Raw genomic sequence first — 22,009 nt, 5'->3', positions numbered from 1 at the left:
TAGACTGGCTGGACATGCTTGAGATCCTGATCACCTCGCCGTTGCTCGCCATCCTCGTTGTCCTCGCGCTCGGCACCCTGATCGGCGCCATCCCGTTCGGACCCGTCCGGTTCGGCGCGGCCGGCGCGCTCTTCATCGGGTTGGCGGTCGGCGCGCTGGATCCGCGGCTGGGCGAGGGTCTCGGGCTCATCCAGAGCCTCGGTCTCGGTCTGTTCGTGTACACCGTCGGGCTCGCGGCGGGGAACTCCTTCTTCCGCGACCTGCTGCGCCAGCTGCCGCTGATGGGCGGGGCCGCGTTGATCCTTGTCGTCGCGGCGCTCGGCACCGCGGCGCTCGGCGCACTCCTGGGGGTGTCGCCGGGGCTGGGCGCCGGGATCTTCGCCGGGGCGCTGACCAGCACGCCGGCGCTCGCCGCGGCCACGGCCGGTGCGGACGGCAGCCAGGAGCCCGCCGTCGGGTACGCGCTGGCCTACCCGGTCGGGGTCACCGTCACGATCCTCGTCGTCGCGTGGACGGTCGGCCGGACCTGGCGGGCGCGACGCGACGTCGACTCGGCCGCGGGCAGCGGGCTCATCGACATCAGCGTCGAGGTCGACCTTCCCGGCCCGATGAGCGCCGTGCCGCAGATCCGAGACGCCTCGGTCCGGTTCTCCTACCTCGCGCGCGCGGGCCGCACCCGCGTCGTCGCGGTGGACGAGGAACTCAAGCTTGGCGACCGCATCGTGATCGTCGGCCCGAAGCCGGCGGTCGAGCAGGCCGTCGCGCACGTCGGCCACCGGGTGGACCAGCACCTCGCCGACGACCGCAGCGCCGTCCACTTCCGACGGTTCATCCTGTCCGACCCCCACGTGGCCGGGCGCAGCGTCGGCGAGCTCGACATCCCGGGCCGCTTCGGCGGGATCGTCACCCGGATCCGGCGCGGCGACCTCGACCTGCTGGCGAACGACGACTTCGTGCTCGAGCTAGGCGACCGGGTGCGCGTGATCGTGCCGCGGGACAAGATCCCCGCGGTCTCCGACCTGTTCGGGGACTCCGAGCGGCAGGTCAGCGAGGTGGATGCCCTTTCCCTCGGCGTCGGCATGGCGGCCGGCTTGCTGCTCGGGCTCATCGCGATCCCGCTGCCGGGCGGGATCCGGTTCGCGCTCGGCGCGGCGGCCGGGCCGCTCGTCGTCGGCATGATCCTCGGGCGGGTCGAGCGCACCGGGCCGCTCGTGTGGGTGCTGCCGAAGGCGGCGAACCTGACCATCCGCCAGCTCGGGCTGCTGCTGTTCCTCGCCGCGACCGGGCTCGCGTCGGGGCAGGCGTTCGCTGCCCAGGCGTTCACGCCGCTCGGGCTCCGCATCGGGGTCACGGCCGCGGTCGTCGTCGCCGGCTCTGCCCTGCTCTTCGTGGCGCTGGCCCGCCTGATCGGGCTCAGCTCGGCGCGCGCGGCGGGGGCCCTCGCGGGCTTCGTCGGGCAGCCGGCGATCCTCGCCTTCGCGAACGGACGGACCGCCGACGAGCGGGTCGACTCGGGGTACGCGGCCGTGTTCGCGCTCGCGATCATCGTCAAGATCCTGCTCGTCCAGGTGATCCTGGCGCTCTGAGCCCGCGGGTGGTGCGGGGCCAGCGGCTCCCTCGGCGCGGTTCCAGGCGCGTGCGGGCGCCGTCTCGGCACCTTCTGGGCGATTTCTCCTTACAACGTCGAGTTGCGCGCCGATGTGAGGTGTGACTATTCCGCCGAGATGAGGTCGCCGTGCCCGGTCCGTCCGTCCGCGCAGCCGAGAGGGCGTCGCCTGCTGCGCCGCCGTGGCTCTGGTTGGCCTTCCTCGCCGTCGCGGGCGTGCTTGCCGTCGCCTTCTTCGCGCTCCCCGCGCTCGGCCCGCTCCTGTGGGCCCCGCTCGGGCTGCTGTCGGTCGCCGCCACGGTCGCGGGGGTCCGGCTCAACCGGCCGCGCCAGGCGGCGGGTTGGTACCTGCTCGCCGGGGCGCAGTTCACGCTGTTCGCGGGCGATACGGCGTACAGCGTGCTGACCGGGCCGCTCGGGCAGCTGAACCCGTACCCGTCGGTGGCCGACCTCTTCTACCTGCTGACCTACCCGCTCGCCGCGGCGGGGATCTACCTGTTCATCCGCGGCCGGTCGGCGACCCACGACCGGGCCAGCCTGATCGACGCCGTGATCATCACCACCGGGATCGGCCTGCTGGTGTGGGTCTACCTCGTGCTGCCGAACTACGAAGCTCCGGGCTCCGGGATCGGCCGGGTCGTCTCCGTCGCCTACCCGCTCGGCGACGTCCTCGTGATCGCGATGCTCGCGCGCCTGGTCACCGCCGGGGGGCTACGGTTCCGTGCGATGCAGCTCCTGATCGTCGGGGCGGGCGGGCTGCTCGTCGCCGACATCCTCTACGGCCTCGGCCAGCTCGCGGGCGCGTGGCAGACCGGCGGTCCGATCGACGCCGGCTGGATCCTGTTCTACGTCGGCTGGGGTGCGGCCGCGCTGCACCCGTCGATGATCAAGCTCGCGGAGCTCGCGCCGCGCCCGAGCACGTACATCGGCCCGGCCCGGGTCTCGGTGCTGGCGGGGGTCACCCTGATCTCGCCGACCGTGCTGCTCGCCGAGGCGACCCGGGGCGGCGTCGTCCACGCCAGCACCGTGGCGCTGTTCTCGACCGCGCTGTTCCTGCTGGTCATCGCCCGGCTGTGGGGCCTGCTCGAGGTGCACCAGCAGTCCGTTCAACGCGAGCGGATCCTGCGCACGTCGGGCGAGGCGCTGGTCTCGGCGCACGGGCTCGAGGCGATCTACCAGGTCGCGCTCGACGGCGTGGCGGCGCTGACCGGCACCGGCGGCAGCCTCGCCGGGGCGGCGATCTTCGTGGCGAGCCCGACGGGCGTGCAGTGCGTGGCGGCCTCGGGCGTGCCGCTCGACGACGGCGCGGTCGATCGATTCTGGCTGACGGCGGCCGCGGGCGGCTGCCTCGACCCGGCGGGCACCGTGAGCGTGACCTCGTTCCGCTCGGACCGGGCCGACCGCGGGATGCTCGTCGTCGAGAGCACGTCGGCCATGACCTCCGACACGCACGGCGCCTTCGCGACCCTGGCCGCGCAGGTGGCGCTCGCCGTCGAGAGCGCGAAGCTGGCAGAGGACCTGCGCCGGCGCCGCAGCGACAAGCGGTACCGGGGGATCCTGCAGGCCGCCTCCGACATCATCGTCGTCGTGACCGCCGAGGGCGAGATCACCTACGGCACGCCGTCGCTCGGGCGAAACCTGGGTCACGACGCGGGTGACGTCGTCGGTCGGGACATCGTCGAGTTCCTGCACCCTAGCGACGCGGGCGAGGCCCGGGCGATCTTCGCGGCCTTCGGTGCGGGGACCTCCCATGCGCAGGCCATCGCCGATTGGCACCTGCGCCGCCACGACGGGTCGTTCGTCGCGTTCGAGGTGCTCTCCGACAACCTGCTGCGGGACCCGAGCGTCGGGGGGATCCTGCTGACCATGCGCGACGTGTCGGAGCGGCGGGCCCTGGAGGTCGAGCTCAAGCACCAGGCCTTCCACGACGCGCTGACCGGGCTGCCCAACCGAGCGCTGTTCCACGACCGAGCCGAGCACGCGCTGGCCCGCACGTCGCGGCAGGGTTCGGTGCTCGCGGTGCTGATGATCGACCTCGACGACTTCAAGGAGGTCAACGACACGCGCGGGCACGCGAGCGGCGACGACCTGCTCATCCAGATCGCGGCGCGGCTCGCCGCGACGTGCCGATCGGGCTCGACGGTCTCGCGCTTCGGCGGCGACGAGTTCGCGGTGCTGGTCGAAGACCTGGCCGACGTCGGCGAGGCCGAGATCTTCGCCGATCGCGTGCTGGCCACCTTCGCGACACCGTTCGTGCTCGACGGCGAGGCGACGCGTATCGGCGCGAGCGTCGGCGTCGTCGTCACCGGCGGTCCGCACGAGAAGCTGGCCATGACCGAGCTGATGCGGTGCGCCGACCTCGCGCTGTACGCGGCGAAGGACCTGGGCAAGGGGCAGGCCCGCCTGTACCACCGCGACCTCAGCACCAAGATGCTCGACCGGCTCGCCCAGCGCTCGGACCTCGAGCGAGGGCTGGCGGCCGACGAGTTCCTCGTGCACTACCAGCCGATCGTCTCGATCGAGACCGGGCGCATCGCCGGCTGCGAGGCGCTCGTGCGCTGGGAGCATCCCGAGCGGGGGCTCGTCTCACCGTACGAGTTCATCCCGCTCGCGGAGGAGACGGGACTCATCGTCGCGCTCGGACGCCTGGTGTTCGACAAGGCGTGCGCGCAGATGCACGCCTGGCTCGAGGCGGGCTACTGCGGCCTGCGGCTCTCGGTGAACGTCTCGGCGCGCGAGCTGCACGAGAAGCACTACCTCGAGGATGTGCGCACCGCCCTGCGCAAGCACTCGATCCCGCCGACGATCCTCGTGCTCGAGCTGACCGAGTCGATCTTCGCGCTGAACGACCCGACGATCTCCTCGCAGCTCAGCGCGCTGCGGGAGGCCGGGATCAAGATCGCCATGGACGACTTCGGCACGGGCTACTCCAGCCTGTCGTACCTGCAGAAGTTCCAGCTCGACGTCCTCAAGGTCGACAAGTCGTTCGTCGACGGGCTCGGGGTCGACGACCTCGACGCCGGTGCGCTGGTGTCGGCGATCATCACGCTCGGCCACTCGCTGCGCCTCGAGGTCGTCGCCGAGGGCATCGAGCGCGTCGACCAGCGCGACGAGCTCGCCGCGATGGGCTGCGGGCTCGGCCAGGGGTACCTCTACTCGCGGCCGGTCACCGCGGATCGGATGTCCGACCTGCTGGCCGCCGGGCTGAGTCTCGACCCGATCGAAGCGGGTCGGGGGGTCGGATGAGCGCGCTCGACGTGGCCGCGTTCTCCTCGCCCCTGTACGACGCCGTCATCGAGGAGGTCAAGGGCCGCCGGATCCGCGTGGGTGACCACTGGCTGGCCGACTTCGCGTCGTGCAACTACCTCGGATTCGACCTCGACCCGGAGATCATCGACTCGGTCGACGGGTACCTGCGCCGGTGGGGGACCCATCCGAGCTGGTCGCGGCTGCTCGGCAGCCCGCGGCCATACGTCGACATCGAGGATCAGCTCACGGAGCTCCTCGGGGCGCCGGACTCGCTCGTGCTGCCGACGATCACGCACATCCACATGTCGGTGATCCCGGCGATCGCCGGGGAGGGCTGGATCTTCCTGGACTCGCGGGCGCACCGGACCATCTACGACGGCTGCGTCATGGCCCGGGCGCGCGGGGCCACCGTCCGGCGCTACCCGTCCGGCGATCTCGAGGCGCTCGCGGCGCTGCTCGCGCAGGCGCCCGCCGGGGCGTCGAAGCTTGTGTGCGGCGACGGCATCAACTCCATGACGGGCAACCCGCCGGACCTCGTGGCGCTCGCGGCCGTGACGCGGGCGCACGGCGCGCTGCTTTACATCGACGACGCGCACGGGTTCGGGGTGATCGGCGAACGCGGGCAGCACGAGAGCAGCCCGTACGGGTCCCGCGGGAACTCGCTCGTCCGGCACAGCGGGGTCGGCTACGACGACCTCGTGCTCGTCGGCGGGTTCTCGAAGGCCTACTCGTCGCTGCTCGCGTTCCTCGCCGTCCCGACGGCGCTGAAGCAGCGGCTCAAGGTCGAGGCGGCACCCTACCTGTACTCGGGTCCGTCGCCGGTCGCCTCGCTCGCCACGGTGCTCACGGGCTTCGAGGTCAACGCCGCGCGCGGCGACGCCATCCGGGCGGACCTGCATCGCAAGACGGCGCGGGTGCTCGAGACGGTGGCGGCCCTTGGGCTTGCGACGCCGAACACCTCGGGCTTCCCGATCATCGAGATCCCGCTGGCCGACGCCGGCGACGCCGACGCCGTCGGCCAGTTCCTGTTCGACGCCGGCATCTACGTCACGCTCGCGACGTACCCCTTGGTGCCCCGGTCCGAGGTCGGCTTCCGCATCCAGGTCACGGCCGCCAACGGCGACGACGAGATCGGCGAGCTCTGCGGGGCCCTGCGCGCCCTGGCCGACCGCTTCGGCCTGCGGCGCGGCGCGGGCTGAGCGGCCCGAACCGCTCGGGCGCCCTGTACCACTCAGGCGCCGGCGACCGGGCTTCGGCGCTCGAGCAGCACGACGTCGCGCCATCTGCCCGCGAGCGGACCGTAGGCCATGCGGGCGACGCGCTCGCGGTGGCCCACGACCCGGAACCCGGCGGACCGATGCAGGGCGAGGCTCGCCTCGTTCTCGACGAACACGCCCGACTGGATCGTCCAGATCCCGGCGGACTCGGTGGACGCGATGAGCGCGCGCAGCAGGACGCCGCCGACGCCGCGCCCGCGCGCCCGAGCGTCGACGTACAGCGAGTGCTCGACGACGCCGGCGTATGCGCACCGGTCGGATGTCGCGATCGCGGCCGTCCAGCCGATCACCTCGCCGCCGGCCTCGGCTTGAGCCACGAGGCGGTGCGCGGCCAGCTTGGCGGCGTCAAAGGCCGCCCAGCTCGGCGGCTCGGACTCGAACGTCGCGTGGCCGGTCGCGATGCCGGCGGCGTAGATCGCCCGGACGGCGGGCCACTCGGCCGCGGTGAGCGCCGCGACGACGGGCGCGGGCGCCGCGACGACGGGCGCTGCGTCGACGGGCGCCGGTGCTGCGGCCGTGCGCTCGGTGCGCGCGGTCATGCGTCGGCGGGTGCGGCGCTCGCGGGCGCGGTGAGCCCGGCGTCCAGGACGGCCGCGAGGGCGCTCAACGCCTGCGGCACGATCGCGTAGAACGCCCAGACGCCGCGCTTGTCGCGGGTGAGCAGGCCGGCGTCCACCAGCACCTTCAGGTGGTGGGAGACGGTCGGCTGACTGAGGCCGAGCGGTTCGATCAGGTCGCACACGCACGCCTCGCCGCCTTCGTGCGCCGAGATCAGCGAGATGAGACGCAGCCGGGCGGGGTCGGCGAGGGCCTTGACGACCCGCGCAAGGTCGACGGCGTCCCGAGCGCCGAGCGGGGCCCGCGTGAGCGGGGCGCAGCTCGCGGTCGGCTCCGCAGCGGTGAGGGCGAGGGCGGGGAGCGGCGGCATCCGGTCAGTATGCGCGACTCCATCTACCGCTGTCGATATGGACACCCGTCGATATGGGCACCTGTCGAGGCAACGTCAGATCCGGGGGTCGACGTGAATCTTCGGTGCGGCGCTCACCTCGTCCCGCGGCCGCCAGCCGCCGAGCACCTCGCCCGCCCGCTCGAGCCCGACGGTCGCCGCCACGAGCGGGCGCGGGTCGACGGCGCCGGCCGCGTACTGCTCGATCGCGCCCGCCAGGCCGGCCGACCCGCCGAGGATGCCCACCGCCGTCACGTCCTTGAGCGCGAGCAGCCGCGTGTCGACCGTGCTCGGGGTCCCGGCGAGTCCCACGAACACGACGCGCCGACCAGGCTCGACGAGGTCGACCGCGCGGGCGGGCAGGGCGGGCGCGTTCGAGGCGTCGATGACCGCGTCCCAGGCGAGCGCGGGCAAGCCGTCCCCGGGCCACACCCCGGCGAAGCCGAGCGTCCGGGCGAACCCCAGCGAGCGCTCTGACCGGCCCATCAGGTGCACCTGTGCCCCGGCCGCCCGCGCGAACAGCGCGGCGAGGAGCCCGATCGTGCCGGGCCCGAGCACGAGGACCCGCATGCCGGGGGAGAGCGCGGCGCCCCGCACCGCCCGCAGCGCGTTCCCGCCCGGCTCGACGAGCGCACCCGCGACGACGTCGACGGCGTCGGGCAGCGCGTGCAGCGCGACCGCGGGCACGAGCAGCTGCTCGGCGAGCGCCCCCCGCCAGCCGCCGCGGATCCCGATCTCGTGCCGCCGCCCGCACACGTGGTGCCGCCCGCTGCGGCAGCGGTAGCACTCGCCGCACCCGAGCATGGTGTCGCCCGTCGTGCGCCGGCCGAGCCAGCTCGGGTCCACGCCGGCGCCGACCGACGAGACCGTGCCGCACCACTCGTGCCCGAGCAGCATCGGGTATGCCGCCTGGCCGGTGTGCAGGTAGTGCATCTCGCCCGTGAAGAACTCGACGTCCGTCCCGCAGACCCCGACCCGCTCGATGTCGACGACCACCTGGCCGGGCCTCGCGACCGGCGCGGGCACGTCCTGGACCCCGAACTCGCGCGGCCCCGTCAGCACGAAGGCCCTCATGCCCCGACCCCCGACCAGGCGGTCGTCGGGACTCCGACGGCGTCGACCCGCACGCTGAAGAGCCGGCCGGAGTCGGGGTGCTCGGCGAGCTCGGCCGGCGCGAGCTCGTCGCGTGCGGTCGTGATGAGCAGCAGATCGCGCCCGGGTCCGACGAAGGCAACGCTCGAGGTGAGTGGGGCATCGACCCGGACGACGTCGCGGATCGTCCCGTCCGGGGCGTACCGGCGGACCTCGCCGTCGCCCCAGATCGCGATCCATAGGTTCCCGGCGGTGTCCGCGCACAGCCCGTCGGGCAGCCCGCCGGTGACCCGCAGGTGCTCGCGTCGCTCGCCGACGGCGCCCGTGGCGGCGTCGTAGTCGCGGGCCCAGACCCGCCGGGCCAGGGTGTCGATCGAGTACAGGGTCGAACCATCCGCCGACCAGGCGAGGCCGTTGGAGAGGGTGAGGTCGTCGTCGATCACGGTGAGTCGGCCGTCGTCCTCGACCCGGAGCAGGCGCTCGTGTGGCGGGGCGCCGTCGTCGTCGGCGAGCGCGAGCGTCCCGATGAGCAGCCGACCGGCGGGGTCGACGGCGCCGTCGTTCGTGCGGCTCGCGTGGCCGGCGACGACGACGCGGGTGCCCAGCGTGCGCTCGCCCGACGGCGCGAGGACGACGAGCCGCTCCTGGCCCGCGACCAGCAGCCGCCCGTCGGCCGCGGGAACCGCTGCGCCGACGGTCCCGGCGAACGCGTGCTCGGCGGTCACCTCGACCTGGTCGCCGCGCAGCTCGCCCTCGAGCACCGCGCCTCCGGGGATGTCGACCCAGATCACCCGGCCTCGGGCAGCGTCCCAGACGGGCCCCTCGCCGAGGCCGTACGCCTGGGCGGAGGCGGGGTGGGCGGTATACGTGGTCATGGTCTGAGCTCCTGGGCCTAGGCACCGGTGATGATCGAGCGGATCGTGGGCAGATCGGCGATGAGCGCCGGCAGCGGCGTCCGGTAGGACAGCGCGCTCACGCTGATCGCCCCGCTCGCCGCCGTCGGCGACGTGAGGAACAGGGGCAGGGCGAGGCAGCTGACGCCGGGCTCGTTCTCCTCGTCGTCGACGCCGTAGCCGCGCGCCCGCGTGCGGGCGAGCTCCGCGTGCAGCGCCTCGGGGGTGGTCAGCGTGTGCTCGGTCCGCCGCTCGAGGTCGCGATCGCCGACCCAGGCGCGCACGGCCGCCAGGTCGGGGAGCCGGTCGCTCAGCAGCAGCTTGCCGACGGCGGTGGTGTGCGCGGGGTTGCGGCCGCCGACGACCGAGGTGAGCTTGATGGCTCCCGCGGGCGGGTCGACCTTGGCCCGGTAGACCACGGACCCGCCCTCGAGCACGGCGTAGTGGACCGTCTCGCCGAACCGTTGGCTGAGCCGCTCGAGGATCGGGTGGACGCGCACGTGCTCGGGGCGCGCCTCGTGGTGTGCGAAGGCCAGTCGCAGGAACTCGTCGCCGAGGACGTAGTGCCCGCGCCCGTCCTGGCGGGCGAGCCCGGCCCGCCGCAGCGACGCGAGGGCGCGGTGAACGGTCGGCTTCGGGCTGTGGACCGAGCGGGCCAGCTCGTCGAGCCCGATGCCCTCCGGGTACCCCGCGAGGGCCGTCAGCACCGCGAGGACCCGGTCCGACCCGACGAGCCGATCGTCGGTCGGGTCAGCCGACTGGTCTTCCGGCCGCTCTTCCGAGCCGCCGTCTCCACGAGTAGGGTGCATCGTATTCCGCATGCTAGACCGTCGTTCCAGGAAATGGAAGATGATCGTGACCGAGCACCGCAGCTCGCAGTGGTACGGCGGCGACGACCGCAACGCCTACATCCATCGGGCCTGGATGCGCCGGGGCCTGCCGCCCCACGCCTTCGACGGCCGGCCGCACATCGCGATCGCCAACACGGCGTCCGACCTGACCCCCTGCAACGCGCACCTGAATGAGGTCGCCGAGAGCGTGCGCGCGGGCATCCTCGAGGCCGGCGGCATCCCGCTCACGATGCCCGTCGTCTCGCTCGGCGAGACCCAGGTCCGGCCCACCGCGATGCTCTGGCGCAATATGGCCGCGATGGCGACGGAGGAGATGCTGCGGGCCAACCCGATCGACGGCGTCGTCCTGCTCGGCGGCTGCGACAAGACGATCCCGTCGCTGCTCATGGCCGCGGCCTCGGTCGACCTGCCCGCCGTCGTCGTCCCGGGCGGCCCCATGCTGACCGGCACCTTCGAGGGCACGCCGCTCGGCTGCGGCACCGACGTCTGGCGGCTGAGCGAGGAGGTGCGCGCCGGCACGCTCTCCCAGGAGCAGTTCAGCCGCTCGGAGTCGTCGATGATCCGCAGCCGCGGCCACTGCAACACGATGGGGACGGCGTCGACCATGGCGCTCGTCGCCGAGGCGCTCGGCACGATCCTCCCCGGCCTCGCGGGCACGCCCGCCCCGGACAGCCGGCTGCTCGAGATGTCGCACGAGACGGGCCGGCTCGCCGTCGAGCTCGTGCAGCAGGGCCGCCGCCCCAGCGACATCCTCTCGGCGGGCTCGTTCCAGAACGCGATCGTCGCGCTCGCCGCGACCGGCGGGTCGACGAACGCCGTCGTCCACCTGCTCGCGATCGCCGGGCGGCTCGGCATCGACCTCACGCTCGACGACTTCGACCGGATCGGCTCGCGGGTGCCCCTGCTCGTCAACCTCCAGCCCGCCGGAAAGTACCTCATGGAGGACTTCCACCGGGCGGGCGGCCTGCTCGCCGTGCTGCGGGAGGTCCGGGACTTGCTCGACCCGACGGCGCTGACCGTGACCGGCCGGCCCCTGGTCGACTACCTCGACGACGCGCGGATCTGGGACGCCGACGTCATCTCCGCGCGCTCGGCGCCGCTGCAGGCGGCGTCCGGCATCGCCGTCCTGCGCGGCAGCCTCGCGCCCGCGGGTGCGCTCATCAAACCCGCCGCCGCGTCCCCGGAGCTGCTCCAGCACCGCGGCCGCGCCGTCGTCTTCGACACCATCGAGGACATGCACGCGCGCATCGACGACCCGGACCTCGACGTCGACGCCGACTCCGTCCTCGTGCTGCGCGGCTGCGGCCCGAAGGGGTACCCGGGCATGCCCGAGGTCGCCAACATGCCGCTGCCCCGCAAGCTCCTCGCGCGGGGGGTGCGCGACATGGTGCGGGTCTGCGACGGGCGGATGAGCGGGACGGCGTACGGCACCGTCGTGCTGCACGTGGCCCCCGAGGCCGCCGCCGGCGGGCCGCTCGCCCTCGTGCAGACCGGCGACTACATCGTGCTCGACGTCGCGGCTCGCCGCCTCGACCTCGACGTCCCGGACGCCGAGCTTGCCCGGCGCGTGCCGAACGTCGCGACCGTGCAGGGCTTCGCGGCGCCGCGCCGCGGCTGGGAGCGCCTCTACATCGACCACGTGCTGCAGGCCGACACCGGCGCCGACCTGGACTTCCTGCTCGGCTCGAGCGGCGACCAGGTGAGCCGGGAGTCGCACTGAGGCCCCCGCCTCCCTCCGCGGCCAGCCCGACCCACCACGACACCGACCCACCACGACACCGACCCGACGCAGCACGACACAGGAGCGAGATCCTCATGAGCACCCTCGATCGCACGGCGCCCGCGTACGGGCTGTGGAGCAACCTCGACTCGGTCGCGGTGGCGCGCACCCTGGGCCGCGCCGGGTTCGACTACGTGTGCCTCGACCTGCAGCACGGCCTCGCCGACATGGCGAACCTGCACGCGCTCGTCATGGCGGTCCGGGCCGGCGGCAGCCGCTGCGTCGTCCGCGTCCCGTGGAACCGGCCCGAGTACGTGATGCGCGCGCTCGACCTCGGCGCGCAGGCGGTGATCGTGCCGATGGTCGACACGGTCGAGCAGGCGACGGCGGCGGCGGCCTCGTGCCGCTACCTTGCGGGTGGCGCGCGCAGCTGGGGGCCGATCTGGGCGGGCGAGGCGCCGCAGCCCGCCGACGCCGACGCCGGCGTGGAGTGCTTCGTGATGATCGAGACCGCGGTGGGCCTCGCCGCGGTCGAGGAGATCGCCGCCGTTCCCGGGCTCGCGGGGATCTACATCGGCCCGAACGACCTGGCGCTGAGCACCGGCTACGGGCGGGAGACCTTCCGCACGAGCGCCCCGATCGCCGCGATGCTCGACCGGATCGTGGCCGCGTGCGCCGCGAACGGCATCGTCGCGGGGCTGCACTGCGACGGGCAGGAGATGGCCGAGCACTGGGCGGCGCGCGGGGTCTCGATGCTCACCTGCGCGACCGACTCGATCATCCTCGAGCAGGGCCTGGGCGCGGCGCAGGGGCTCATCCCGCGCCCGTGAGCCGCAGCCCGTAAGACGTGAGCCGTGAGCCGTGAGCCGTGAGCCGTGAGCCGTGAGACGTGAGCCGTGCGGCGGGCCGGGCGCGCGGCGTCAGGCCGGCGTCGTCGCGGTGTCCGAGCCGCGGCGCGACGAGGCCCGGGCCCGCCGGCGGTCCAGCGCCGCCATGAGCGGGGTCGCGGTGACGCCGTGGATCACGATGGAGCCGACGACCACGAGCGCGACGACCGCCCAGAGCCGGTCGGCGCCGGGGAAGTCCCCGTGCTCGAGGGCGTACGCGACGTAGAACAGGGACCCGACGCCCCGCACCCCGAAGAACGCGATGACGGCGCGCTCGCCCGGGCCGGTCTTTCCCGGGCTGAGCCCGAGCCAGCCGGCGACCGGGCGGATGACCAGCAGCACGGCGAGCGCGACCGCGACCTCCGGCCAGCCGATGTCGGCCAGGAGGCCGCGGGACACGGCGCCGCCCAGCAGCACGATGACCGCGACCGTCAGCACGCGCTCGATCTGCTCGACGAACGTGTGCAGCACGCTGTGGTAGCCGTGCTCGCGCTCGGCGCGCCGGATCGTCACGGCGCACACGAAGACGGCGACGAAGCCGTAGCCCGCGGCGAGCTCGGCCACGCCGTAGGCGATGAAGGTCGCGGCGAGCGCAACGAAGCCCTCGGACTTCTCGGTCAGGGCGAGCCGCTCCGAGAGCGCGGAGAAGAACAGGCGCCCGAGCAGCCATCCGACGGCGAGCCCGACGCCGACGCCGACCGCGAGCCGCCAGCCGACGTCCACCAGCGCCCAGCGCGCCAGCCAGCCGCCGGGCGCGACCCCGGCCAGGCTGATCGCGATCGCCGCGTAGGTGAACGGGAACGCGAGCCCGTCGTTGAGGCCCGCCTCGGACGTCAGTGCGAACCGGGCCTCGTCGTCGGCGTGGTCGGGATCGGCGACCGGCTCGCTGACCTGGACCTCGGTCGCGAGCACGGGATCGGTGGGCGCGAGCGCGGCCGCGAGCAGCACGGCGCTCGCCGCGCCGAGCCCGAGCGCGAACGAGCCGAGGAGGCCGACCGCGAGCATCGACAGCGGCATCGTGATCGCGAGCAGGCGCCACGTGGACGACCAGGTGCCCCAGCCGATCGGGCGGTTGAGCGCGAGCCCGGCGCCCATGAGCGACACGATGACGCAGACCTCGGTGAGATGGAGCGTAACGGCCGGGTGGTCCATCGGGTCGGGGCTCGGCAGGTCGGGGATGAGCGCGAACCCGGCCATGCCCGCCGCGAGAAACACCATCGGCATCGAGATCGGCGCGCGGCCGAGCACCTTCGGGAGCAGCGCCGCCGCGAGGGTCGCCAGCCCGGCGGCCGCGAACAGGGCCCCGGCAACATCTACCTCGATCACCGCGTCACCCTACGCGGGCGGCCCCGATGCGGCGACCGGCCGGCCGGCCGCCGGCGCCCCGGCGGTGAGCTGCGCTACACCCTCGGCGTACCGGTCGAGGACGATCTGCACGAGCCGCGGGTCGGGAGCGAGCGGCTCGGTGACGACGTCGGCCCCAACGTCCAGGAGCCGGTCGTGGAAGAAGCCGGGCGCGAGCAGGTAGGCCGCGATCACGACGCGTTCGGTGCCGGCCTCGCGGGCCGTCGCGAGCGCGGCGGGCACGCGCGGCGAGGCGCCAGCGCCGTAGCCGATCGTGATCGGGCCGCCGCCCCAGGCCGCGTCGAGCGCGGTCGCGATCTCGGTGACCGCGACGGCGGCCCGTGCGTCCGTCGAGCCGGCGGCCGCCAGGACGATCGCGTCGTCGCCGCGCGCGCCCGCCGTGGCGAGCCGGTCGAGCAGGACCTCGACGAGCCGCGGGTCGGGACCGAGCGGGTGCACGGCCACGGCCGGCCGGTTCGCGACCGCCGCCGCGATGTCGACCCGCACGTGGTAGCCGACCGAGAGGAACAGCGGCACGACGACGGCCGTCAAGCCGGCGCCGACGGCCGCGCCGACGACGTCGGCGACCTCCGGCTCCTGGACGTCGACGAACGCCTCGCGCACGTCGAGGTCCGGCCTCGCCGCGCGCACGCCGGCCAGGATCGCGCGGATCGCCGCGCGACCGGCGTCGCTGTCGGTGCCGTGCGAGCACCCGACGAGGACGGGCTTCACGCGGACACCCCCGGCCCGGGCTGCTCGGCCACGGCGATCCGGTAGCCGCGCTTGACCACGGTGCGGATCAGGTCGCGGCTGCCGGCCGCCTCGCGCAGCCGGGCGATCGCCACCTCGGCGGCGTGCGGGTCCTGGGACACCCCGGGCAGCGCGGCGAGCACGTCGGACCGGAGCACGACGTCGCCGCGCGCTGCCACGAGCAGGCGCAGCACCTCGATCCCGGTCGGGGACAGCGGGAGCACGTGGCCGTCGAGCACCGCGGCGCGCCGGTGCACCTGCAGGCGGCCGGCCACGGTATCGAGCGTCTGGAGCCCGCCGTAGTGCGCGACGATCGTGCGCACGAGGGACCCGAGCCGGCCGCGCTCGGGCACGATCGGCGTGATGCCGAGCACCAGCAGCGGGTGGGCGGTGATGGGGCCGACGGCGGCGGCGACGACGGCGCCGCTGGCGAACCGCGCGACGACCTCCGCGAGCACGCCGGCCGACTCGGCCGCGGCCAGCCACGCCGCCGACCCCGGCGCCGAGGTGAACACGACGGTGTCGACCTCGCCGGCCGCCGTCGCGCGCACGGACGCCTCGAGGGCCTGCGGGTCGGGCGGCGGTCCCCACCGGTAGACGACGAGGCTGTACACGTGGGCGCCCGCCGCCCGGAACGCCTCGTCGAGGCCGTCCGAGCCGGCGCCGTGGTGCTGGACCGCGATCGTGCGGTCGCGCACGCCCTCGTCGAGGAGCACCTCGGCGATCTCGGCGGACGTCTCGGACTCGGCGACCCAGTCCGCCTGGAGCCCGGCGGCCTGGATGGCGCCGCGAGCCTTCGGCCCGCGCGCGACGAGGCGCGCCCGCCGGAGGGTCGCGGTCAGCTCGTCGGCCAGCCCGACGGCGTCGGCGGCCTCGATCCAGCCCCGGAAGCCGACGCCGGTCGTGACGACGACGATGTCGGGCGGGTCGGCCAGCAGCGCGCGCGTGCCCGCGATCAGGCGCGCGTCGTCCTGGTTCGGCACCATCGAGAGCGCGGGCGCGAATCGGATGACGGCGCCCCGACGCTGGAGGGCCGCGCCGAGCTCGCCCGAGCGCCGGTCGGCGGTCACGAGCACGCAGCAGCCCGCCATGGTCTGATCGATCGGTTCGGTCACGGGTCTAGTCTCGCTCGGCCGGCGAGCAGCCCGGGCGCCGCGACGTCGCCGAGCACGATCACGGCGGGCGCGCGGACCCCGACCTCGCGCGCGAGCGCGGCGATCTCGTCCAGCCGGGCGTGCGTGACCCGCTGCTGGGCCGTGGTCCCGTGCTCGATGATCGCGACCGGGGTGCCGGGGTCGGCGCCGTGGGCCAGCGCGTCCGTGACGAGCGCGGGCAGCACCGAGACCCCCATGAGCACGACGAGGGTCGCCGCCTTGTCGCGCAGCACGAGCCGCGCCGCGTCGTCGAGCCCGGCGTGCCCGTTGATCACGTGGTAGGCGGCGGTCGTGCCGCGATGCGTCAGGGGGATCCCGGCGGCCGCGGGGACGGCGACGACGCTGCTGATGCCGGGCACGACCTCGATCGGGACGCCGGCCTCGCGGCACGCGAGGACCTCCTCGCCGCCGCGGCCGAAGACGAATGGGTCGCCGCCCTTGAGGCGCACGACGACCTGCCCGCGCTGCGCGCGCTCGACGAGGATGCGGTTGATCTCGTGCTGCGGCACGGCGTGGTGGTCGGGGCTCTTGCCGACGTCGACGATCTCGACGCCGGCGGGCAGCTCGTCGAGCACGGCCGTCGGTCCGAGCCGGTCGGTGACGACGACGTCGGCCTCGGCCAGCGCCCGGCGCCCGCGCAGGGTGAGCAGGTCGACGGGGCCGGGGCCGCCCCCGACGAGCACGACCCGCCCCGACCCGGGGGCCGCGGGCCGCCGTCGGCGCAGGTCGGCGCCGCCCGAGCGCAGCACCTCGGCGAGCGCGTCCCGCACCGCGACGGTGCGGCCGGGGTCCGCCGCCCCGGCCGAGACGACCCCGACGACGACCTCGCCGCTGCCGGTGAGGGCGGGCGTGCGCGCCGACCCGCGGCTCGCGTCGCCCGCGTGCACGCACCAGATCCGGCGCTCGGCGGCCCAGCCCGCGACCGCGGCGTCACAGATCCGGTCGCCGGTCGCCGTGTGCACGAGCCACGCGCCGTCGAGGTCGGTGGCGCGCACGGCGTCCTCGCGCCAGGCGACCCGGCCGGCCTCGATCAGCGCGGCGAGCTCCTCGCAGACCTGCGGGGCGACGACCAGGACGCGGGCCTCAGCGTCGAGCAGGGTCCGCACGCGGCGGGCCGCGACGGGGCCGCCGCCCGCGACGAGCACGAGCCGGTCGGCGAGGTCGATCCCGAGCAGCGTGGTCATGTGGGCACCAGCGCGCCGGGCGAGGCGGCGCGAACGGGGTAGCCGATCATCACCACAGTGTCCGCTACGCGTACGGGCCATGTCGCCAGGTGGAGCGGCTCCTTGCCGAGGGGCTCGAGGCAGCGGCCCGTGCGCAGGTCGAAGATCTGCTTGTACATGGGCGACGCGACCGTCGGGATGTCCCCGCGCGTGCCGACGATGCCGCGGGCCATGACGTGCGCGCCGCTGAACGGGTCGAGGTTCGCCACGGCGAGCAGCCGGCCGTCCAGCAGCCGGAACACCGCGACCTGCTCGCCGCGCACGAGCGCGGCCGCGCCACGTTCGGGCACGAGATCGGCGAGCTGGCACACCGCGAGCCAGTCCCGCTCGTCCGGCCCGGCGGTCAGGTCGCCGACGTCGATGGACCGGGTGGGCGCGTCCGTGGTGAGGACCGGCAGGTCGGCGGTCACGACCGGACCGCCAGCGTCGTGCCGGCGACCAGCACCGAGGTGTCGGCGCGCTCGGCGGCGGTGGCCGGGCGGACCTGCCCGCGCTCGGGCACGTACGCGAGGGACGGGTCCGGTGTCGTCGGCGCGTTGACGAACGACGCGAACCGGCGCAGCTTCTCCGGGTCGGCGAGCGTCGCCGCCCACTCGTCCTCGTACACGTCCACGTGCCGGGCCATCGCGGCGTCGAGGTCGGCCGCGATCCCGAGGGTGTCGTCGAGCACGACCGCGCGGACGCCGTCGATCCCGCCCTCGACCTCCTCCATCCACGGGGCGGTGCGCTGAAGGCGGTCGGCGGTGCGGATGTAGTACATGAGGTAGCGGTCGATGGTGCGGATGAGCGTGGCGGTGTCGAGGTCCTCCGCGAGCAGCACCGCGTGCCGGGGCGTGAACCCGCCGTTGCCGCCGACGTACAGGTTCCAGCCCCGGTCGGTCGCGACGATCCCGACATCCTTGCCGCGGGCCTCGGCGCACTCTCGCGCGCAGCCCGAGACGCCGAGCTTGATCTTGTGCGGCGAGCGCAGGCCGCGGTACCGCAGCTCGAGCTCGACCGCGAGGCCGACTGCGTCCTGGACCCCGAACCGGCACCAGGTCGAGCCGACGCACGACTTCACGGTCCGCAGCGACTTGCCGTACGCCTGCCCGGACTCGAACCCCGCGTCGACGAGCCGGCGCCAGATCTCCGGCAGCTGCTCGAGGCGCGCACCGAACATGTCGATCCGCTGCCCGCCGGTGATCTTCGTGTACAGCGCGAAGTCCTTCGCGACCTGCCCGATCGCGAGCAGCCCGTCCGGGGTGACCTCGCCGCCGGGGATGCGCGGGACGACGGAGTACGAGCCGTCCTTCTGCAGGTTGGCCATGACGTGGTCGTTCGTGTCCTGCAGGGTCGCGCGCTCGCCCTCGAGCACGTGCCCGTCGTCGAGCGACGCGAGGATCGAGGCGACGACGGGCTTGCAGATGTCGCAGCCGCGCCCCCCGACGACGGCGCCGCGGGTCGCGATGATCTCGCTGAAGGTCCGCAGCCCGGTGACCCGGACGATGTCGAACAGCTGCGCGCGGGAGACGGCGAAGTGCTCGCACAGCGCGTTGCTCACGCTCACACCGGCCTTGGTGAGCTCGGCGACCACGAGCTTCTTGACCAGGGGGACGCACGAGCCGCAGCTCGTGCCGGCGCGGGTGCAGGCCTTGACCCCGGCGACGTCCAGGCACTCGTGCTCGGTCACCGCGGCGCGGACCGTGCCGGCCGTGACGTTGTTGCACGAGCACACCGTGGCGTCGTCGGGCAGGTCGCCGCCGGAGGACTCGACCCGGCCGGTCGTGCCCGCGGGCAGCAGGTACGCGGACGGGTCGCCGGTCAGTGCGCGGCCGACCATCGGCCGCAGCTCCGAGTAGGCGGAGGCGTCCCCGACGAGCACGCCGCCGAGGAGGGTGCGGGCGTCGTCGGACAGCACGAGCTTCGTGTAGACGCCCGCGACGGGGTCCGAGTGCACCAGCTCGAGCGCGCCTGGGGTGGTGGCGAAGGCGTCGCCGAAGCTCGCGACGTCGACCCCCGAGAGCTTGAGCTTGGTCGCGGTGTCGGCGCCCGGGAAGACGGCGGCCCCGCCGAGCAGCCGGTCGACGACGACCTCGGCCATCGCGTACCCGGGCGCCACGAGCCCGATGCACTCGCCGCCGAGGCAGGCGACCTCGCCCGCGGCCCAGACGTGCGGGTCGTCCGTGCGGCAGGTGTCGTCGACGACGACGCCGCCGCGTGCGCCGATCGCGAGGCCGGCGGACCGCGCGAGCTCGTCGCGCGGGGTCACGCCGGTCGCCACGACGACGACGTCGACCCCGAGCCGGCCGCCGTCGGCGAAGTCGAGGCGGCCGATGTGACCGCGCCGGTTCGCTCGCATGCGCACGGTCGACGTGTTCACCCGGACGGCGACCCCGAGTGCGTTGATGAGGCGCCGGAGCGCCTCGCCACCGCCGAGGTCGACCTGCGCGGACATCAGGTGCGTGCCGCGCTGGAGCACGGTGGCCGCGGTGCCGAGCGCCTGCAACGCGCCGGCGGCCTCGAGGCCGAGGAGGCCGCCGCCGAGCACCGCACCGCGCACGGGCCGGTTCCAGCGCGCGGCCTGCTCCTCGACCCAGCCGCGGAGCGCCGCGACATCGTCGATCGTGCGGTAGACGAACACGCCGGGCAGGTCGCTGCCCTCGATGGGCGGTCGGGCGGCGCTCGAGCCCGTCGCGAGCACGAGCTGGTCGTAGGCCCAGGTGCGGCCGTCGGCGGTCCGGACGGTGCGCGCGGCGCGGTCGAGCTCGACGACGGGGGTGCCGCGCACGAGAGTCACGAGCGGGTCGTCCCAGAGGGCGGGTGAGCCCATCGAGAGATCCTCCGGGTCGCGACCCGAGAAGTAGGAGGTGAGGGCGACCCGGTCATACGGGGCCCGCGGCTCCTCCGCGAGGACGGTGACGCGCCAGGCGCCCGCGGTGTCGCGGTCTCGCATCGCCTCGACGAGTCGCTGGGCCACCATGCCGCCGCCGACGACGATGAGGTGCTGCGGGGGAGCCGCCATCTGTTCCTCCAGGTAGATCGACCGCATGGATCGACCCCGGGGGCCGCTGCGATCGAGGCTAGGAGGCGGGTGTTTCCATCGGTGACACGCGGCGGTTACCTCCGTGGAACCTTTCCCGCACATCGGGGCGCCGGCCGTTGTGAGGAGGAAGGAGCGAGGCGGCGGGGTCGACCTCGACCGCCGGAGGCGCCGGCGAGGCGGTCTGGTCGCGGTGGTCGGGTTCATGTGAGCCAGAAGGCGGGTTGGCTGGCGCCGGTGATGGGGTTGACGATCCGGGTGAGGTCCAGGTCGTCGGGTGCGGGCGCTCCCGCGGGAGCCGGTGCCGGCGCGGCAGGGGTTGGTTCGTCGGGGTCGTCGTGGGGTGGGTGGCCGAAGGAGCGGCCGTCGGGGAGGTGGAACTGGTACCAGACGCGGGCCATGGTGCCGCGGGGCCGGGGTGCGCTGGGGTCGGGGTCGGGCAGGGTGTGGCGGGTGATGGTCAGGTCGAGGCGGTGGGCTTCGTGGTGGTGATGGGTGCAGAGCAGGACGCCGCGGTCGACGCGGGTGTGGCCGGTGTCGCGGTTCCACCAGTCGAGGTGGTGGATGTGGGCCCAGCGGGCGGGGCCGTGGCACTGGGGCCAGATGCATTCGCGGTCGCGGGCGATGACGGCGCGGCGTTGGGGGCCGGTGAACAGTCGTTGGCTGCGTCCGAGGTCGAGGGGTTCGCCGTCGGCGTCGATGACGACGCGGGTGAGCTCGCACTCGCACAGGGTCACGGCGAGCTCGGAGGCGGGCACGGGGGTGCCGTCTTCCCAGGTCGCTGGTTCGTATCTCACGACGGTCGTGGCCACCGACGGCGGGTCGTCGGGCGCCGCATCCGGGTCCATGTCCATGACCACGTCACGGTCGGCGTCGGTCTCGGTGCCAGCAGCGCCAGCAGCGCCAGCAGCGCCAGCAGCGCCGGTGATGTCAGCGGCGCCAGTGATGTCAGCTTCGCGACGACGTTCGCGTTCGGTGTGGGTGGCCGCCCAGGTTTGTTCGGTGAGGATGAGGGTGACCTGGGGTGGCACGTGGGCGCCGGGTTTGGTGGCGGGGTCGGTCAGGACGGCGTCGGCGAGGGTTTCGAGGGCGTCGGCGCGGCGTTGGCCGGGGTCGCGATCGTCGTCGAGCCCGGGTTTGGGGGTGGCGGCTTCGAGGGCGAGGGCGACCTTGCGGCCGGTGAACGTGTCCAGGAGTCCTTTGAGGTGGGTGCCGGTGGGCGTTTCGGTCAGGGTGAGGTAGCGGGCGGCGCGTTGGGCTTGGTGGTCGCGTTCGAGGGCGGCGGGGTCGATGGTCGCGGCCCACCGGTCGGCGGAGATCTTGAACGTGGCCGCATCGACCCGGGTCGCCAGGTCCACCAGTGCCTGCTGCCCGGCGGGGGAAGTCGCGGCGTGACGTTGGGTGTCGGTGCCGGTCGCGGCGATCCTGGCGATGACTTTCGCGTGCTCGAGGCCGATCAGGCCGGCGGTGACCGCGGCGCCCACGTCGGGGACGGTCTCGAGCTCGTCGGCCTGGCGGAACTGGACGGTCGCGGCGCGTTGGCCGACCTTCGAGGTCCGTCCGCGCCAGGCCTCGAACGACGTGTCGCCGCGTCCTTGCCAGTGTCCGGAGTCCCGTTCGGCGACCAGCAGCCCGGCGCGGACGACGGCGAGGGCGTCGATGACCCGGTCCAGGCCCGTCAGCACCGTGCGGCGGTCGGTCGCCGGCCACCGGACCGCGGTGTCGATCCCGCCCGCCAGGGCCGTCATCGCCGCCGCGAGCACCTCCGCGTGCCCCAGGGCCGCCGCCGCCTCACCGGCCGCGCGCGCCGCGTCTGCAGCCTCGAGTTCTGTGTCGTCCGCGAGTCCCGCGTCGTCGAGGTTCGCCGCGTCGAGGGGTGCGGTGGCGGTGCGGCTGGTGTTCATCGCGTCCCTCCCGGCGACTGGCCCGAACCCGATGCTCGAACATGTGTTCGATTCTACGTGAACCAGACAAACCTGCCAAGGGGTCAAACCAGTC

Annotated in this window: 17 protein-coding genes; 5 read left to right on the top strand and 12 right to left on the bottom strand. The window is 74.2% G+C overall.

What is annotated here, in order from left to right; genetic code table 11:
• Window positions 1-14 precede the first annotated feature (14 nt).
• The 3 genes from J4E96_RS12860 (at window position 15) to J4E96_RS12850 (ending at window position 6,054) form a co-directional block, all read left to right on the top strand.
• Window positions 15-1,586: an aspartate:alanine exchanger family transporter gene (locus J4E96_RS12860; RefSeq protein WP_227422496.1), complete on the top strand. Its 1,572-nt coding sequence runs from the start codon at window positions 15-17 to the stop codon at window positions 1,584-1,586.
• 149 nt (window positions 1,587-1,735) lie between these two features.
• Complete coding sequence (locus J4E96_RS12855) at window positions 1,736-4,852, top strand: EAL domain-containing protein (protein ID WP_227422495.1); 3,117 nt, start codon at window positions 1,736-1,738, stop codon at window positions 4,850-4,852.
• The gene (locus J4E96_RS12850) at window positions 4,849-6,054 is read left to right on the top strand and encodes an aminotransferase class I/II-fold pyridoxal phosphate-dependent enzyme (protein ID WP_227422494.1); all 1,206 of its coding nucleotides are present in this window, start codon (window positions 4,849-4,851) and stop codon (window positions 6,052-6,054) included. Before J4E96_RS12855 ends, J4E96_RS12850 begins: the two co-directional genes overlap by 4 nt.
• Window positions 6,055-6,086: 32 nt before the next feature.
• Here the strand turns inward: J4E96_RS12850 and J4E96_RS12845 are convergent, their stop codons facing one another.
• The 5 genes from J4E96_RS12845 to J4E96_RS12825 form a co-directional block, all read right to left on the bottom strand.
• Window positions 6,087-6,671, bottom strand: a complete 585-nt coding sequence (locus J4E96_RS12845) for a GNAT family N-acetyltransferase (protein ID WP_227422493.1) — start codon at window positions 6,669-6,671, stop codon at window positions 6,087-6,089.
• Window positions 6,668-7,060 (bottom strand): ArsR/SmtB family transcription factor, encoded by a 393-nt coding sequence (locus J4E96_RS12840; protein ID WP_227422492.1) that lies wholly within the window; start codon window positions 7,058-7,060, stop codon window positions 6,668-6,670. Before J4E96_RS12840 ends, J4E96_RS12845 begins: the two co-directional genes overlap by 4 nt.
• 75 nt (window positions 7,061-7,135) lie before the next feature.
• Window positions 7,136-8,152: a zinc-dependent alcohol dehydrogenase gene (locus J4E96_RS12835; protein WP_227422491.1), complete on the bottom strand. Its 1,017-nt coding sequence runs from the start codon at window positions 8,150-8,152 to the stop codon at window positions 7,136-7,138.
• On the bottom strand, window positions 8,149-9,045 hold the full coding sequence (locus J4E96_RS12830) for an SMP-30/gluconolactonase/LRE family protein (RefSeq protein WP_227422490.1): 897 nt from the start codon (window positions 9,043-9,045) through the stop codon (window positions 8,149-8,151). Before J4E96_RS12830 ends, J4E96_RS12835 begins: the two co-directional genes overlap by 4 nt.
• A 17-nt stretch (window positions 9,046-9,062) precedes the next feature.
• Entirely contained in the window at window positions 9,063-9,872 is an 810-nt protein-coding gene (locus J4E96_RS12825) for an IclR family transcriptional regulator (RefSeq protein ID WP_227422489.1), read from the bottom strand.
• A gap of 40 nt (window positions 9,873-9,912) precedes the next feature.
• Here J4E96_RS12825 and J4E96_RS12820 point away from each other — a divergent pair, with 40 nt between their 5' ends.
• Window positions 9,913-11,634, top strand: a complete 1,722-nt coding sequence (locus J4E96_RS12820) for an IlvD/Edd family dehydratase (protein WP_227422488.1) — start codon at window positions 9,913-9,915, stop codon at window positions 11,632-11,634.
• A gap of 95 nt (window positions 11,635-11,729) precedes the next feature.
• Window positions 11,730-12,464, top strand: a complete 735-nt coding sequence (locus J4E96_RS12815) for an HpcH/HpaI aldolase family protein (protein WP_227422487.1) — start codon at window positions 11,730-11,732, stop codon at window positions 12,462-12,464.
• A 90-nt stretch (window positions 12,465-12,554) separates the two neighbouring features.
• Here J4E96_RS12815 and J4E96_RS12810 read toward each other — a convergent pair whose 3' ends face one another.
• The 7 genes from J4E96_RS12810 to J4E96_RS12780 all read right to left on the bottom strand — a co-directional run bounded on the left by J4E96_RS12810 (window position 12,555) and on the right by J4E96_RS12780 (window position 21,915).
• On the bottom strand, window positions 12,555-13,847 hold the full coding sequence (locus tag J4E96_RS12810) for a cation:proton antiporter (protein ID WP_227422486.1): 1,293 nt from the start codon (window positions 13,845-13,847) through the stop codon (window positions 12,555-12,557).
• 9 nt (window positions 13,848-13,856) lie between these two features.
• Window positions 13,857-14,597 carry a sirohydrochlorin chelatase gene (locus J4E96_RS12805; protein ID WP_227422485.1) on the bottom strand — a complete coding sequence of 247 codons (741 nt, stop codon included), beginning with the start codon at window positions 14,595-14,597 and terminating at the stop codon, window positions 13,857-13,859.
• Entirely contained in the window at window positions 14,594-15,706 is a 1,113-nt protein-coding gene (locus J4E96_RS12800; RefSeq protein WP_227425753.1) for a uroporphyrinogen-III synthase, read from the bottom strand. The genes J4E96_RS12805 and J4E96_RS12800 overlap by 4 nt, the downstream gene beginning before the upstream one ends.
• Before the next feature lie 20 nt (window positions 15,707-15,726).
• A complete protein-coding gene (gene cobA / locus J4E96_RS12795) occupies window positions 15,727-16,953 on the bottom strand; it encodes a uroporphyrinogen-III C-methyltransferase (protein ID WP_227422484.1) in 1,227 nt (408 codons plus the stop codon).
• Window positions 16,950-17,339, bottom strand: coding sequence for a nitrite reductase small subunit NirD (nirD, locus tag J4E96_RS12790; RefSeq protein ID WP_227425752.1), 390 nt, complete (start codon window positions 17,337-17,339; stop codon window positions 16,950-16,952). The genes cobA and nirD overlap by 4 nt, the downstream gene beginning before the upstream one ends.
• A 59-nt stretch (window positions 17,340-17,398) precedes the next feature.
• Complete coding sequence (gene nirB / locus J4E96_RS12785) at window positions 17,399-19,993, bottom strand: nitrite reductase large subunit NirB (RefSeq protein WP_227422483.1); 2,595 nt, start codon at window positions 19,991-19,993, stop codon at window positions 17,399-17,401.
• Window positions 19,994-20,214: 221 nt separating this feature from the next.
• Window positions 20,215-21,915, bottom strand: a complete 1,701-nt coding sequence (locus tag J4E96_RS12780) for an HNH endonuclease signature motif containing protein (RefSeq protein WP_227422482.1) — start codon at window positions 21,913-21,915, stop codon at window positions 20,215-20,217.
• Window positions 21,916-22,009 lie beyond the last annotated feature (94 nt).

The organism is Pengzhenrongella sicca, from assembly GCF_017569225.1.
GTDB lineage: Bacteria > Actinomycetota > Actinomycetes > Actinomycetales > Cellulomonadaceae > Pengzhenrongella > Pengzhenrongella sicca.
The sequence above is the reverse complement of the archived record's forward strand: the minus strand, read 5'-3'. Positions and strand labels throughout refer to the sequence as shown.